15 protein-coding genes and 3 tRNA genes are annotated in these 14345 nt (G+C 52.4%); 8 read left to right on the top strand and 10 right to left on the bottom strand.

Annotated elements, in window-relative coordinates; all coding sequences use genetic code 11:
- Positions 1-33: 33 nt before the first annotated feature.
- From ACJHX4_RS21375 to pncC, 8 genes are all read right to left on the bottom strand, one after another.
- A tRNA-Arg gene (locus ACJHX4_RS21375) sits at positions 34-110 on the bottom strand.
- Positions 111-174: 64 nt separating this feature from the next.
- A tRNA-Arg gene (locus tag ACJHX4_RS21370) sits at positions 175-251 on the bottom strand.
- Between the two features lie 3 nt (positions 252-254).
- Positions 255-347, bottom strand: a tRNA-Ser gene (locus ACJHX4_RS21365).
- 315 nt (positions 348-662) lie between these two features.
- Positions 663-848, bottom strand: a complete 186-nt coding sequence (gene csrA / locus ACJHX4_RS21360) for a carbon storage regulator CsrA (RefSeq protein ID WP_000906486.1) — start codon at positions 846-848, stop codon at positions 663-665.
- A gap of 234 nt (positions 849-1082) precedes the next feature.
- Positions 1083-3713, bottom strand: coding sequence for an alanine--tRNA ligase (gene alaS / locus ACJHX4_RS21355; RefSeq protein WP_000047157.1), 2631 nt, complete (start codon positions 3711-3713; stop codon positions 1083-1085).
- Positions 3714-3841: 128 nt separating this feature from the next.
- Positions 3842-4342, bottom strand: a complete 501-nt coding sequence (recX, locus tag ACJHX4_RS21350) for a recombination regulator RecX (protein WP_000140501.1) — start codon at positions 4340-4342, stop codon at positions 3842-3844.
- A 68-nt stretch (positions 4343-4410) separates the two neighbouring features.
- Complete coding sequence (recA, locus tag ACJHX4_RS21345) at positions 4411-5472, bottom strand: recombinase RecA (protein WP_000963143.1); 1062 nt, start codon at positions 5470-5472, stop codon at positions 4411-4413.
- Positions 5473-5551: 79 nt separating this feature from the next.
- The gene (pncC, locus tag ACJHX4_RS21340; RefSeq protein WP_000140273.1) at positions 5552-6049 is read right to left on the bottom strand and encodes a nicotinamide-nucleotide amidase; all 498 of its coding nucleotides are present in this window, start codon (positions 6047-6049) and stop codon (positions 5552-5554) included.
- A 181-nt stretch (positions 6050-6230) separates the two neighbouring features.
- Between pncC and ACJHX4_RS21335 the strand changes: the two genes are divergently transcribed.
- Complete coding sequence (locus ACJHX4_RS21335) at positions 6231-6470, top strand: hypothetical protein (RefSeq protein ID WP_000985460.1); 240 nt, start codon at positions 6231-6233, stop codon at positions 6468-6470.
- Between the two features lie 38 nt (positions 6471-6508).
- Here the strand turns inward: ACJHX4_RS21335 and mltB are convergent, their stop codons facing one another.
- Positions 6509-7594, bottom strand: a complete 1086-nt coding sequence (gene mltB / locus ACJHX4_RS21330) for a lytic murein transglycosylase B (RefSeq protein ID WP_000476838.1) — start codon at positions 7592-7594, stop codon at positions 6509-6511.
- Positions 7595-7850: 256 nt separating this feature from the next.
- On the opposite strand from mltB, the gene srlA reads away from it, so the two are divergent.
- From srlA to gutQ, 7 genes are all read left to right on the top strand, one after another.
- Positions 7851-8414, top strand: coding sequence for a PTS glucitol/sorbitol transporter subunit IIC (gene srlA / locus ACJHX4_RS21325; protein WP_000573324.1), 564 nt, complete (start codon positions 7851-7853; stop codon positions 8412-8414).
- The gene (gene srlE / locus ACJHX4_RS21320; protein WP_000196936.1) at positions 8411-9370 is read left to right on the top strand and encodes a PTS glucitol/sorbitol transporter subunit IIB; all 960 of its coding nucleotides are present in this window, start codon (positions 8411-8413) and stop codon (positions 9368-9370) included. Before srlA ends, srlE begins: the two co-directional genes overlap by 4 nt.
- 10 nt (positions 9371-9380) lie before the next feature.
- Complete coding sequence (gene srlB / locus ACJHX4_RS21315) at positions 9381-9752, top strand: PTS glucitol/sorbitol transporter subunit IIA (protein ID WP_000216213.1); 372 nt, start codon at positions 9381-9383, stop codon at positions 9750-9752.
- 3 nt (positions 9753-9755) lie between these two features.
- Positions 9756-10535, top strand: coding sequence for a sorbitol-6-phosphate dehydrogenase (srlD, locus tag ACJHX4_RS21310; protein ID WP_001077354.1), 780 nt, complete (start codon positions 9756-9758; stop codon positions 10533-10535).
- 105 nt (positions 10536-10640) lie between these two features.
- Positions 10641-11000: a transcriptional regulator GutM gene (gene gutM / locus ACJHX4_RS21305; RefSeq protein WP_000252908.1), complete on the top strand. Its 360-nt coding sequence runs from the start codon at positions 10641-10643 to the stop codon at positions 10998-11000.
- Positions 11001-11066: 66 nt separating this feature from the next.
- Positions 11067-11840: a glucitol operon DNA-binding transcriptional repressor SrlR gene (srlR, locus tag ACJHX4_RS21300; protein ID WP_000804544.1), complete on the top strand. Its 774-nt coding sequence runs from the start codon at positions 11067-11069 to the stop codon at positions 11838-11840.
- Positions 11833-12798 (top strand): arabinose-5-phosphate isomerase GutQ, encoded by a 966-nt coding sequence (gene gutQ, locus ACJHX4_RS21295; protein ID WP_001287403.1) that lies wholly within the window; start codon positions 11833-11835, stop codon positions 12796-12798. The genes srlR and gutQ overlap by 8 nt, the downstream gene beginning before the upstream one ends.
- Here gutQ and norR read toward each other — a convergent pair.
- A complete protein-coding gene (gene norR / locus ACJHX4_RS21290) occupies positions 12795-14309 on the bottom strand; it encodes a nitric oxide reductase transcriptional regulator NorR (protein WP_000010727.1) in 1515 nt (504 codons plus the stop codon). The genes gutQ and norR overlap by 4 nt on opposite strands.
- Between the last annotated feature and the right edge of the window lie 36 nt (positions 14310-14345).

Here is a 14345-nt window from a genome sequence, read left to right as displayed (position 1 = left end):
GATACCGCCACTAAAGCCATATCAAGTAAGAGATGGTGCATCCGGGAGGATTCGAACCTCCGACCGCTCGGTTCGTAGCCGAGTACTCTATCCAGCTGAGCTACGGATGCATCGGGAAACTTACTTTACTGCAGATTTTTTGATACCGCCACTAAAGCCATATCAAGTAAGAGATGGTGCATCCGGGAGGATTCGAACCTCCGACCGCTCGGTTCGTAGCCGAGTACTCTATCCAGCTGAGCTACGGATGCAAATGGCGGTGAGGCGGGGATTCGAACCCCGGATGCAGCTTTTGACCGCATACTCCCTTAGCAGGGGAGCGCCTTCAGCCTCTCGGCCACCTCACCACACGCCTCTTACGAGTGCTTCGAAGAACTTGTTTATCGCTCATCGTCGCTGCGTGGCGCACATATTACTTTCTGAGACTTATAAGTCAAACAATTTTTCCCACACTTTTATCGTTTGCACACTTCACGCTCAATTAGTCTGTAAAAACGTCAAAAAGAGTGTTTTATCAACAGAAAAACGGAGGTCTGACAGATAGCAGTAATGCAAAAAAATGGAGACTTAAGTTGAATGAACGGGAGTAAAGCGAAAAGACAATGGAGTGAAAGAGAAATCTTGAGGGTGCGTCTCACCGATAAAGATGAGACGCGGAAAGATTAGTAACTGGACTGCTGGGATTTTTCAGCCTGGATACGCTGGTAGATCTCTTCACGGTGAACAGAAACTTCCTTCGGGGCATTTACGCCAATACGTACCTGGTTGCCCTTTACCCCTAAAACTGTCACGGTGACCTCATCCCCAATCATGAGGGTCTCACCAACTCGACGAGTCAGAATCAGCATTCTTTGCTCCTTGAAAGATTAAAAGAGTCGGGTCTCTCTGTATCCCGGCATTATCCATCATATAACGCCAAAAAGTAAGCAATGACAAACACATTACATCTAAGCAGTCATGGCATTACATTCTGTTAAACCTAAGTTTAGCCGATATACACAACTTCAACCTGACTTTATCGTTGTCGATAGCGTTAATGCGAATGCCGTGAAGCGAGTCCACGGCATTGCCTGACGCTTATATTATTGCAATTTCGCGCTGACCCAGCCTTTCACACTGGCTAACGCTGCAGGTAAGGCCGCAGCATCCGTACCACCGGCTTGCGCCATGTCAGGACGTCCACCACCCTTGCCGCCCACCTGCTGAGCGACCATACCAATCAGTTCCCCTGCTTTCACACGATCTGTGACGTCCTTAGATACGCCTGCAATCAGAGAAACCTTACCTTCGGCTACCGTTGCCAGCACGATAATTGTCGACCCCAGCTGATTTTTTAAATCGTCAACCATGGTACGCAACATTTTCGGCTCAACACCGCTAAGCTCGCTAACCAACAGCTTAACACCATTAACATCAATTGCCTTACTGGAAAGATTTGCGCTCTCCTGTGCGGCAGCTTGTTCTTTAAGCTGTTGTAACTCTTTTTCCAGCTGACGCGTACGTTCCAGTACTGAACGCACTTTATCAGCCAGATTATTGCTATCGCCTTTCAGCAGATGCGCGACTTCGCTTAAGCGATCGCTGTCTGCATGAACGGTGGCGATAGCGCCTTCTCCGGTTACCGCTTCGATACGACGAACGCCTGCAGCAGTACCCGATTCAGAGATGATGCGGAACAGACCAATATCACCAGTGCGGCTGGCGTGAGTACCGCCACACAACTCGGTGGAGAAATCACCCATGCTCAGCACGCGTACGCGCTCATCATACTTCTCGCCAAACAGCGCCATCGCACCTTTCGCTTTCGCCGCTTCGAGATCCATGATGTTGGTTTCGATCGGCAAGTTACGGCGAATCTGCGCGTTCACCAGGTCTTCGACCGCACGAATCTCTTCTGGTTTCATCGCTTCGTTGTGTGAGAAGTCGAAGCGCAGCACTTTGTCGTTAACCAGTGAACCTTTCTGCGATACATGAGTACCCAGAACCTGGCGCAGCGCAGCGTGCATCAGGTGCGTTGCGGAGTGATTCAGACGAATACGGGCGCGACGAGCCTCATCAACATCAGCCTGCACAGCGTCGCCCACTTTCAGAGAACCCACAGCAAGTTTACCGATGTGACCAATCGCCTGGCCGTATTTCTGCGTATCTTCCACCGCGAAGGAGAAGTTAGCGCCTTTCAGTTCGCCTTTATCACCAACCTGACCGCCGGATTCCGCATAGAATGGCGTTTGATCCAGCACGACCACAGCTTCCTGGCCTGCATTGATGGCATCAACCGATTTACCATCAACAAACAGCGCAGTCACTTTGCCGTTCAGTTCCAGATGGTCATAGCCTTTAAATTCAGATGCACTGTCAACACGGATCATTGCGTTGTAATCTGCACCAAAGCCGCTGGCTTCGCGCGCACGACGACGCTGCTCTTCCATTGCTGCGTCAAAACCAGCTTCGTCAACTTTGATGTTGCGCTCACGGCAAACGTCAGCCGTCAGGTCAACCGGGAAGCCGTAGGTGTCGTACAGACGGAAAGCAGTTTCACCATCCAGCGTATCACCAGAAAGTTTTGCCAGCTCTTCATCCAGCAGCGCCAGACCGCGCTCCAGAGTACGGGCAAACTGCTCTTCTTCAGTCTTCAGCACCTGCTCAACCTGCGCCTGCTGGCGTTTCAGGTCTTCACCCGCAGAGCCCATAACGTCGATTAGCGGACCAACCAGTTTGTAGAAGAAGGTTTCTTTCGCGCCGAGCATATTACCGTGACGCACTGCGCGACGAATGATACGACGCAGTACATAACCACGGTTTTCATTGGACGGCATTACGCCATCCGCGATCAGGAACGCACAAGAACGAATGTGGTCAGCGATTACGCGCAGCGATTTATTGCTCAGATCGGTCGCGCCAGTGACTTTCGCTACCGCCTGGATCAACGTGCGGAACAGGTCGATGTCATAGTTAGAGTTAACGTGTTGCAGCACCGCAGCAATACGTTCCAGACCCATACCGGTATCTACAGACGGTTTCGGCAGCGGTTCCATCGTGCCATCGGCCTGGCGGTTGAACTGCATGAAGACGATGTTCCAGATCTCAATGTAGCGGTCGCCGTCTTCTTCCGGACTTCCCGGAGGGCCGCCCCAAATGTGGTCGCCGTGATCGTAGAAGATTTCGGTGCACGGGCCGCACGGACCAGTGTCACCCATCTGCCAGAAGTTGTCAGATGCGTATGGCGCACCTTTGTTATCGCCGATGCGAATAATACGTTCGCGCGGGATCCCTACTTCTTTTTCCCAGATTTCGTAGGCTTCGTCGTCGCTTTCATAGACGGTAACCCACAGACGCTCTTTCGGCAGGGCAAACCATTTTTCGCTGGTCAGCAGTTCCCATGCAAACTGAATGGCATCGTGTTTGAAATAGTCGCCGAAGCTGAAGTTGCCCAGCATTTCGAAGAAGGTATGGTGACGCGCGGTGTAACCGACGTTTTCCAGATCGTTGTGTTTACCACCCGCACGCACGCAGCGTTGGGAAGTGGTAGCGCGGGAATAATTACGCTTGTCGAGCCCAAGGAACACATCCTTGAACTGGTTCATCCCGGCGTTGGTAAACAACAGAGTTGGGTCGTTATGGGGTACCAGGGAGCTGCTGGCAACTACCTGATGTCCCTTACTATGGAAAAAGTCGAGAAACGCCTGACGGATCTCAGCGGTGCTCTTGCTCATAATTATCCTGAAATCAAGCTAACGAAATATCGCTACCAGCCGTTGCGTGTCGTTAACCGCCCGGCTGGTAACTGAAAAGTGGGAATAAGATAAGTTTTCTTGACTGGGAAGTAAAATCCCGTATGCGTTCAGTCGGCAAAATTTCGCCAAATATCCTGGATATCTTCCATCAGATAGCCACGATAGAGCAGAAAACGCTGGATCTTAACTTTTTCTGAAAAGACAGTTGGCAAAGGTTCGCCATATTTTCGCGTCGCCTGATCGCGCGCCAGTGCGCACCAGTCGATGTCACATTCACGCATCGCTTTTTCTGTCGCTTCGCGGGAAATACCTTTCTGATTCAGTTCCTGACAAATACGCGCAGGTCCATAACCTTTGCGGCTACGGCTGGCGATAAAGCGCGCAACAAATCGGCTGTCATCAAGATAGCCATGTTCATGGCACCAGGCAATAACGCGCTCGTAATCTTCTGCCGTGGCATCAATCTCTTCCGGGCCATTTTTGCCCATAATCGGTGCCGCGAGTTTACGTCGCAGTTCTTGCTCACTGTGATCGCGCACCGCCAGAATGCGTACCGCACGATCCAACAGGCGAGCATATGCCGGGCGACGGGATGTTGATTCTGTCATGGCATATCCTTACAACTTAAAAAAGCAAAAGGGCCGCAGATGCGACCCTTGTGTATCAAACAAGACGATTAAAAATCTTCGTTAGTTTCTGCTACGCCTTCGCTGTCATCTACAGAGAAATCCGGCGTTGAGTTCGGGTTGCTCAGCAGCAACTCACGTACTTTCTTCTCGATCTCTTTCGCGGTTTCTGGGTTATCTTTCAGCCAGGCAGTCGCATTCGCTTTACCCTGACCGATCTTCTCACCTTTGTAGCTGTACCACGCGCCTGCTTTCTCGATAAGCTTCTCTTTCACGCCCAGGTCAACCAGCTCGCCGTAGAAGTTGATACCTTCGCCGTAGAGGATCTGGAATTCAGCCTGTTTAAACGGCGCAGCGATTTTGTTCTTCACCACTTTCACGCGGGTTTCGCTACCCACCACGTTTTCGCCCTCTTTCACCGCGCCGATACGACGGATGTCGAGACGAACAGAGGCGTAGAATTTCAGCGCGTTACCACCGGTAGTGGTTTCCGGGTTACCGAACATCACACCAATTTTCATACGGATCTGGTTGATGAAGATCAGCAGCGTGTTGGACTGCTTCAGGTTACCCGCCAGCTTACGCATCGCCTGGCTCATCATACGTGCCGCAAGGCCCATGTGAGAGTCGCCGATTTCACCTTCGATTTCCGCTTTCGGCGTCAGTGCCGCCACGGAGTCAACGACGATAACGTCTACTGCACCAGAACGTGCCAGGGCGTCACAGATTTCCAGTGCCTGCTCGCCAGTGTCCGGCTGGGAGCACAGCAGGTTGTCGATATCGACGCCCAGTTTACGTGCGTAGATTGGGTCCAGCGCGTGTTCAGCATCGATAAACGCACAGGTTTTACCTTCGCGCTGCGCTGCGGCGATCACCTGCAACGTCAGCGTGGTTTTACCGGAAGATTCTGGTCCGTAGATTTCGACGATACGGCCCATCGGCAGACCACCTGCCCCAAGCGCGATATCCAGTGAAAGCGAACCGGTAGAGATGGTTTCCACATCCATGGAACGGTCTTCACCCAGGCGCATGATGGAGCCTTTACCAAATTGTTTCTCAATCTGGCCCAGTGCTGCCGCCAACGCTTTCTGTTTGTTTTCGTCGATAGCCATTTTTACTCCTGTCATGCCGGGTAATACCGGATAGTCAATATGTTCTGTTGAAGCAATTATACTGTATGCTCATACAGTATCAAGTATTTTGTAGAAATTGTTGCCACAAGGTCTGCAATGCATACGCAGTAGCCTGACGACGCACCGCATCACGGTCACCGCTGAAGCATTCCCGCCGGGTAATGCCTTCACCACGGGCAGTGGCAAAAGCAAACCAGACGGTGCCGACAGGCTTCTCTTCACTGCCGCCATCCGGCCCGGCGATACCACTAATAGACACGGCGTAATCAGCACGAGCCGCTTTCAGTGCGCCTATCGCCATTTCCACCACGACAGGTTCGCTCACCGCGCCATGCTGCGCCAGCGTCTCTTCGCGTACACCGATCATTTGCGCTTTTGCTTCGTTACTGTAGGTGACAAATCCGCGTTCAAACCAGGCGGAACTGCCGGCAATATCGGTAATCACTTTCGCTACCCAACCGCCGGTACAAGACTCAGCAGTTGTTACGGTTGCGCCACGGGCTTTCAGCGCCAGCCCAACCTGTTCGCTTAACTGCATCAGTTCACTTTCAGTCATCACAACCTCTGTCAGTCAAAAATTTATGCCGGACAAGATAGCACTTTCCCGCAAAAGATGGGGACGAGCGATTCATTTTACGAGTCGCGTTCCGAAAAAAGACTGTTGCGGCCAGTCGGTAGAGAAAAAGCGCTACCATGCCGCGTTCACATTGATATGTATTCACAGGGAGAGAATAGCAATGGCAATAAAGAAAACGGATAACACCCCACAAAACGTGCTCAAACAAACCACACAAATGCGTATGTGGGTCATCATTGGCGGCATCAGCGCACTGATTTCCGTGATATGTAAAGTTTTATCTTCTGGCTATCTTGAACCTTTTGACTTCGGTCAGGCTGCGTTAGGCGTTGTCTGCCTGGGATATGCGATATCGCTGTCGAAAAAAATCAAGCAATTACGCCATTCGAATAAACAGTAAGATAACAGAGGGAAGTTTAACCTCCCTCTTGCAAATAGTTACTGCACGCGCGCCAGCGCCACGGCCTGTCCTAACTGCCAGACCGCCATTGCGTAATGAGTGCTGTGGTTATAACGGGTAATAGTGTAGAAGTTCGGCAGACCATACCAGTACTGGTAACCAGTGCCAACATCCAGACGCAGCAAGCTGGCCTGCTGATGATTCCCCAGCGACTGCTGCGGCGTTAGTCCAGCTGCGGCAAGTTGTGAAATGCTGTACCTGGTTTTGAAGCCATTCGGTAAGCCTGGCGCCTGACCGTTTGCCATCACCGCCACCTGATCGCCTTTCACCCAGCCGTGCGCTTTGAAATAGTTCGCTACACTACCGATGGCATCAACCGGATCCCACAGGTTGATATGCCCGTCACCGCTGAAATCCACCGCATATTGTTTGTAAGACGATGGCATAAACTGACCGTAACCCATCGCACCTGCAAAGGAACCTTTCAGATTGAGCGGATCGTCCTGCTCGTCGCGCGCCATCAGCAGGAAGGTTTCCAGCTCACCTGAAAAATATTCCGCGCGGCGAGGGTAATTAAATGACAGCGTTGCCAGCGCATCGAGAATGCGAGTTTTCCCCATCACGCGCCCCCAGCGGGTTTCAACGCCGATAATCCCGACGATAATTTCCGGCGGTACACCATACACCTGCCACGCGCGATTCAACGCATCTTCATACTGATTCCAGAAAACCACACCGTTCTGCACGTTGTCCGGCGTAATAAATTTTTTGCGATAACGCAGCCATGCGCCGTTCGGACCTGATGGCGGTTTCACCGATGTGGTTGGTGCCTGGTTATCCATCAGCCGCAGTACCGAATCCAGACGTTTCGCCTGGGAGAGAATTTCCTGCAACTGCTGACGATCGAAACCGTGTTTGTTCACCATTTTGTCGATGAACTGCTGGGCATTCGGGTTATTGGCGAAGTCACCGCCCATCTGCATCACATTGTGCTGCGGCTCAAGCAGGAAGCCGCCAGACGGCGTTCCGGTGGTCGTTTCAGTCTCAGTAGGTTTTGGCTTGCTGCTACAGGCGGCAAGCAACACAAAAAGGGGAAGCAATGTTACATAACGACGCTTGAACATGAGGGGTCCATTTAACAGATTCAACCAGGGGCAAGTATGGTAAAGCATCCCGCCCCGCACAAGGAAGCGGTAGTCACTGCCCGATACGGACTTTACATAACTCAACTCATTCTCCTCACTACCTTCTTTATACAAACTTTCAAAATAAAATATTTATCTTTCATTTTGCGATCAAAATAACACTTTTAAATCTTTCAATCTGATTAGATTAGATTGCCGTTTGGTAATAAAACAATAAATACTGAAGGAGAGAACAATGATAGAAACCATTACTCATGGCGCAGAGTGGTTCATCGGGCTGTTCCAGAAAGGCGGAGAAGTGTTTACCGGGATGGTAACCGGCATTCTTCCGCTGTTAATTAGCCTGCTGGTTATCATGAACGCATTGATTAATTTTATCGGTCAGCATCGTATTGAACGATTTGCTCAACGTTGCGCCGGTAACCCTGTTTCCCGTTATCTGCTGCTACCGTGCATTGGTACGTTTGTCTTTTGTAACCCGATGACCCTAAGCCTGGGTCGCTTTATGCCGGAAAAGTACAAACCCAGCTATTACGCGGCGGCCTCTTATAGCTGCCACTCAATGAATGGCCTCTTCCCCCATATCAACCCTGGCGAACTGTTTGTTTATCTCGGCATTGCCAGCGGTCTGACGACGCTGAATCTGCCACTTGGCCCACTGGCGGTGAGCTATCTGCTGGTTGGTCTGGTCACCAACTTCTTCCGCGGCTGGGTAACCGATCTGACCACCGCCATTTTCGAGAAAAAGATGGGCATTCAACTTGAACAAAAAGTTCGTCTGGCAGGAGCAACATCATGACACGCATTCGGATCGAAAAAGGAACGGGTGGCTGGGGCGGCCCGCTTGAGCTGGAAGCCACGCCGGGCAAAAAAATCGTCTATATCACCGCCGGTACCCGGCCTGCGATTGTTGACAAACTGGCACAGCTTACTGGCTGGCAGGCTATTGACGGATTTAAAGAAGGTGAACCCGCGGAGGCGGAAATTGGTGTCGCGGTAATCGACTGTGGCGGCACATTACGCTGCGGCATCTATCCGAAACGGCGTATTCCCACCATTAATATCCACTCGACGGGCAAGTCTGGCCCGCTGGCGCAGTACATTGTGGAAGATATTTATGTCTCTGGCGTAAAAGAAGAAAACATCACTGTAGTGGGTGAGGCGACACCACAACCCTCTTCCGTGGGCCGTGACTATGACACCAGCAAGAAAATCACCGAACAAAGCGATGGTTTACTGGCGAAGGTGGGAATGGGTATGGGTTCTGCCGTTGCCGTGTTGTTTCAATCTGGTCGTGACACCATCGACACTGTATTAAAAACCATTCTGCCGTTTATGGCGTTCGTCTCGGCGCTTATCGGCATCATTATGGCTTCCGGTCTTGGCGACTGGATTGCCCACGGTCTTGCTCCGCTGGCGAGCCATCCACTGGGTCTGGTCATGCTGGCGCTCATCTGCTCCTTCCCGCTGCTTTCACCTTTCCTCGGCCCAGGCGCAGTTATCGCACAGGTTATCGGCGTATTGATTGGCGTGCAGATTGGTCTCGGCAATATTCCGCCGCATCTGGCTTTACCGGCACTGTTTGCCATCAACGCGCAGGCGGCCTGCGACTTCATCCCGGTCGGTTTGTCGCTGGCGGAAGCTCGTCAGGACACGGTTCGCGTCGGTGTCCCTTCTGTTCTGGTGAGCCGCTTTTTAACCGGCGCGCCAACTGTACTGATCGCCTGGTTTGTCTCCGGTTTTATCTATCAATAGAGGCTGAAACATGACCGTTATTTATCAGACCACCATCACCCGTATTGGCGCGAGTGCCACTGACGCCCTCAGCGACCAGATGCTCATCACCTTTCGTGAAGGCGCGCCAGCGGATCTCGAAGAGTATTGCTTCATTCATTGCCACGGCGAGTTGAAAGGTGCACTCCATCCCGGTTTGCAATTTACGCTCGGGCGGCATCGCTATCCGGTGACCGCCGTTGGCAGCGTGGCGGAAGACAACCTTCGCGAACTGGGTCATGTCACCCTGCGCTTCGATGGTTTAAGCGAAGCGGAATTTCCGGGCACTGTCCATGTGGCAGGCCCTGTACCCGACGATATCGCGCCGGGATCGGTTTTGAAGTTTGAATCTGTTAAGGAGTAAAAAATGAATCAGGTTGCCGTTGTCATCGGTGGTGGGCAAACCTTAGGCGCGTTCCTGTGCCACGGTCTGGCTGCCGAGGGGTATCGCGTGGCGGTTGTCGATATTCAGAGCGACAAAGCCGCAAATGTGGCACAAGAAATTAACGCCGAATATGGTGAAGGAACAGCGTACGGTTTTGGTGCTGACGCCACCAGCGAGCAAAGCGTTCTGGCGCTTTCTCGTGGGGTAGATGAAATCTTTGGTCGCGTGGATTTGCTGGTCTACAGCGCCGGAATAGCAAAAGCAGCCTTTATCAGCGATTTCCAGCTTGGAGATTTTGACCGTTCGCTACAGGTGAATCTGGTGGGTTATTTCCTGTGTGCCCGTGAATTTTCGCGTTTGATGATTCGCGACGGGATTCAGGGTCGCATTATTCAGATCAACTCGAAATCCGGCAAAGTGGGCAGCAAACACAACTCTGGCTACAGCGCAGCGAAATTTGGTGGCGTCGGGCTGACTCAATCACTGGCGCTGGATCTGGCGGAGTACGGCATTACGGTGCATTCGCTGATGCTCGGTAACCTGCTGAAATCGCCTATGTTCCAGTCACTGTTGCCACAATACGCGACCAAGCTGGGTATCAAACCGGAGCAAGTCGAGCAGTATTACATCGATAAAGTACCGCTCAAACGCGGCTGCGATTATCAGGATGTGCTGAATATGCTGCTGTTCTACGCCAGTCCTAAGGCGTCGTACTGCACTGGTCAGTCGATCAATGTCACCGGCGGTCAGGTGATGTTCTGATCAACAGCGGAGATCTTTTAAGGATCTCCGCGCGACTAATAGAATGCCTGATGCGCTACGCTTATCAGGCCTACAGGACTTCCGCCACTACATCACGGAGAAGTTATGGTATCCGCACTCATCACCGTCGCCGTTATCGCCTGGTGTGCGCAACTGGCCTTAGGCGGTTGGCAAATTTCTCGTTTTAACCGTGCCTTCGACACACTATGCCAACAAGGGCGCGTTGGCGTGGGACGTTCCAGCGGGCGCTTTAAACCACGGGTCGTGGTCGCCATCGCGCTGGACGATCAGCAGCGCATCGTCGACACCTTGTTTATGAAAGGACTGACCGTCTTCGCCCGACCGCAAAAAATTCCCGCAATTACCGGCATGCATGCGGGTGATTTACAGCCCGATGTGATCTTTCCCCATGATCCACTATCACAGAATGCTCTATCATTGGCGCTTAAACTGAAACGTGGATAATTTCGTTGTGAATGTTACTAGCTTGCGAAGTTATCATTTTGAAACCTAAATCAGGTAATCACGCCCATGAAACCTCGTCAGCGTCAGGCCGCCATTCTGGAGTATCTGCAAAAGCAGGGTAAATGCTCGGTTGAAGAATTGGCGCAATACTTTGACACCACAGGCACAACCATTCGCAAAGATCTGGTCATTCTGGAACATGCCGGAACCGTCATTCGTACTTATGGCGGCGTGGTGTTGAACAAAGAGGAATCCGATCCGCCTATCGATCATAAAACGCTTATCAACACCCACAAGAAAGAGCTGATTGCAGAAGCTGCCGTTGGTTTTATTCATGATGGCGACTCAATAATTCTTGATGCTGGCAGTACCGTGTTGCAGATGGTGCCTCTGCTCTCACGTTTTAATAACATCACGGTGATGACCAACAGTCTGCACATCGTCAATGCGCTATCCGAACTGGATAACGAACAAACTATCCTGATGCCAGGCGGAACATTTCGTAAAAAATCGGCCTCATTTCACGGGCAACTGGCAGAGAATGCCTTCGAGCATTTCACCTTCGATAAATTGTTTATGGGCACCGACGGCATCGATCTCAATGCGGGCGTAACCACGTTCAACGAGGTTTATACCGTCAGTAAGGCGATGTGCAATGCCGCGCGCGAAGTGATTTTGATGGCTGACTCATCGAAGTTTGGTCGTAAAAGCCCCAACGTGGTTTGTAGTCTTGAAAGCGTCGATAAGCTGATTACCGACGCAGGTATCGATCCAGCGTTTCGTCAGGCGCTGGAAGAAAAAGGGATCGACGTGATCATAACCGGAGAGAGCAATGAGTGAAGCACTACTGAACGCGGGACGTCAGACGTTAATGCTGGAGTTGCAGGAAGCAAGTCATTTACCGGAACGTCTGGGCGATGATTTCGTTCGCGCCGCCAATATCATCCTGCACTGCGAAGGCAAAGTGGTGGTTTCGGGAATTGGCAAATCGGGCCACATTGGTAAGAAAATCGCCGCAACGCTTGCCAGCACCGGCACACCGGCTTTTTTTGTCCATCCGGCAGAAGCACTGCACGGCGATCTGGGGATGATTGAAAGCCGCGATGTGATGCTGTTTATCTCTTATTCCGGTGGCGCGAAGGAACTGGATCTCATTATTCCGCGTCTGGAAGACAAATCTATCGCGCTGCTGGCAATGACCGGAAAACCGACGTCACCGCTGGGCCTGGCGGCGAAAGCGGTGCTGGATATCTCCGTAGAACGCGAAGCCTGCCCGATGCACCTTGCGCCGACCTCCAGCACCGTGAATACCCTGATGATGGGCGACGCGCTGGCGATGGCAGTCATGCAGGCGCGTGGTTTTAATGAAGAAGATTTTGCACGCTCCCACCCAGCCGGGGCACTGGGCGCTCGCTTGCTGAACAAAGTGCATCATCTTATGCGTCGTGACGATGCCATCCCGCAGGTAGCGTTAACCGCCAGCGTGATGGACGCGATGCTGGAACTTAGCCGCACCGGTTTAGGTCTGGTGGCAGTGTGCGATGATCAACGACTGGTGAAAGGCGTCTTTACCGACGGTGATTTACGTCGCTGGCTGGTTGGCGGCGGCGCACTCACCACGCCAGTCAATGAAGCGATGACGGTCGACGGCACCACGTTGCAATCGCAAAGCCGTGCCATCGACGCCAAAGAAATCCTGATGAAACGAAAAATCACCGCCGCACCGGTAGTGGATGAAAACGGCAAACTCACCGGCGCAATTAACCTGCAGGATTTCTATCAGGCCGGGATTATTTAATCCTTCAGCCCCAGACGTTTCGCCAGCCGATGCAGGTTGGCGACGTCGGTTTCCAGCATCCGCGCACAGGCGGCCCAGTTGTGATGATTTTGCGCCAGTGCCTGACGAATGGTTTCACGCTGGAACGCTTCTGTCGCTTCACGCAGATTTTGCTTAACAACGGGCACCGCCGCCGCTTCTGGCGGCGGCAACGTCACCTCAGGAAAAGCAAAATGTTGCGCCTCAAGAATCACTTCATCGCCGCTGCGGGTGGCTCTCGACAATACTACCGCCCGATGAATAGCATGTTCCAGTTCGCGCACGTTTCCCGGAAAATTGTAGTGTTGCAGTAAATTTCGCGCTCCGGCACTTAATACCACGCGGGAGAGCCCCAGCCGCAAACGACACTGCTCGCAGAAATACCCCGCCAGCAGAATGACATCATCGCCCCGCTCACGCAGCGGCGGCACTGAGAGTGGAAACACGCTCAGGCGGTGGAACAAGTCAGCGCGAAATCGCCCTGCCAGTACCTCTTCGCGTAAGTCACGGTTAGTCGCCGCCAGCACGCGCACATCGACCCGCAAACTGCGGTCATCGCCAACGCGTTGAATATCGCCATACTGCAACACCCTCAGCAGCTTGGCCTGCAATGCCAACGACAACTCGCCGATCTCATCGAGAAACAGCGTGCCGTTATCCGCCATTTCAAACTTCCCGCTGCGGTTACTGATAGCACCAGTAAACGCCCCTTTCACATGCCCGAACAACTCACTTTCCGCCACACTTTCCGGCAGTGCGGCACAGTTGAGATAGACCAGCGGATTCACCGCCCGTGGCGAGGCTTCATGAATCGCTTTCGCCACCAGCTCCTTACCGGTTCCCGTCTCACCGCTAATTAAAACGTTGAGATCGGATGCCGCCACAATCTCAATCTCTTTTTTCAATTGCGTCATGCCTGGGGACAAACCAATCATCTGCGTCTGTTTCACCGCTTCAAACGGCGCGGCATCGCCTGGCAGCATATTCTGGCTTTCCAGTTGTTCAATCAGTAACGCATTGCTTAACGCTCCCGCCGCCAGCGCAGCAATCAGGCGTAACTCTTCGTCGCTGAAAACATCGAACTGATCGGGCTGCATCCCGTCGAGCGTCAAGGCACCGATCAGGTTTTGCCCGGCAAACAACGGCAAACCAACGCAGGCGTGAACCTTCAGACTCTCCTGCCCTGGAATCAGACCGTCATAAGGATCGGGCAATTCGCTGTCTGCGGGAAAGCGCACCACATCACCCGCGCGGGCAATCGCTTCCAGCCGTGGATGCCCTTCCAGCGCAAAGCGTCTACCGAGTACATCCTTCGCCAGCCCGTCGATGGCAAGCGGAATAAACTGCCGCGAGTCGTAACGTAGCAACGCAGACGCATCGCACTCCAGCACCTGACGCAGCGTAGTGATCAGGCGCTGAAAACGATCCTGATGACCAATCCCACGCTGCAATTCGATGGCGATATTCGCCAGCACATCAACGGAAAAACTCATCTTTGCCTCACTGTCAATTTGACTATAGATATTGTC

The organism is Escherichia sp. WS2035 (assembly GCF_046487065.1).
In the GTDB taxonomy this organism is placed as follows: Bacteria; Pseudomonadota; Gammaproteobacteria; order Enterobacterales; family Enterobacteriaceae; genus Escherichia; species Escherichia coli.
Note: the sequence above shows the minus strand (reverse complement) of the source record. Positions and strands in the feature narration are given on the sequence as shown.

What these genes read in the sequence shown, in the direction of transcription:
- mltB (WP_000476838.1), bottom strand. Translation starts at nt 7,594, where the DNA reads ATGTTCAAGCGTCGTTATGTAACATTGCTTCCCCTTTTTGTGTTGCTT.
- gutQ (WP_001287403.1), top strand. Translation starts at nt 11,833, where the DNA reads ATGAGTGAAGCACTACTGAACGCGGGACGTCAGACGTTAATGCTGGAG.
- norR (WP_000010727.1), bottom strand. Translation starts at nt 14,309, where the DNA reads ATGAGTTTTTCCGTTGATGTGCTGGCGAATATCGCCATCGAATTGCAG.
- pncC (WP_000140273.1), bottom strand. Translation starts at nt 6,049, where the DNA reads ATGACTGAAAGTGAACTGATGCAGTTAAGCGAACAGGTTGGGCTGGCG.
- srlE (WP_000196936.1), top strand. Translation starts at nt 8,411, where the DNA reads ATGACACGCATTCGGATCGAAAAAGGAACGGGTGGCTGGGGCGGCCCG.
- csrA (WP_000906486.1), bottom strand. Translation starts at nt 848, where the DNA reads ATGCTGATTCTGACTCGTCGAGTTGGTGAGACCCTCATGATTGGGGAT.
- srlD (WP_001077354.1), top strand. Translation starts at nt 9,756, where the DNA reads ATGAATCAGGTTGCCGTTGTCATCGGTGGTGGGCAAACCTTAGGCGCG.
- srlA (WP_000573324.1), top strand. Translation starts at nt 7,851, where the DNA reads ATGATAGAAACCATTACTCATGGCGCAGAGTGGTTCATCGGGCTGTTC.
- recX (WP_000140501.1), bottom strand. Translation starts at nt 4,342, where the DNA reads ATGACAGAATCAACATCCCGTCGCCCGGCATATGCTCGCCTGTTGGAT.
- gutM (WP_000252908.1), top strand. Translation starts at nt 10,641, where the DNA reads ATGGTATCCGCACTCATCACCGTCGCCGTTATCGCCTGGTGTGCGCAA.
- alaS (WP_000047157.1), bottom strand. Translation starts at nt 3,713, where the DNA reads ATGAGCAAGAGCACCGCTGAGATCCGTCAGGCGTTTCTCGACTTTTTC.
- ACJHX4_RS21335 (WP_000985460.1), top strand. Translation starts at nt 6,231, where the DNA reads ATGGCAATAAAGAAAACGGATAACACCCCACAAAACGTGCTCAAACAA.
- srlB (WP_000216213.1), top strand. Translation starts at nt 9,381, where the DNA reads ATGACCGTTATTTATCAGACCACCATCACCCGTATTGGCGCGAGTGCC.
- srlR (WP_000804544.1), top strand. Translation starts at nt 11,067, where the DNA reads ATGAAACCTCGTCAGCGTCAGGCCGCCATTCTGGAGTATCTGCAAAAG.
- recA (WP_000963143.1), bottom strand. Translation starts at nt 5,472, where the DNA reads ATGGCTATCGACGAAAACAAACAGAAAGCGTTGGCGGCAGCACTGGGC.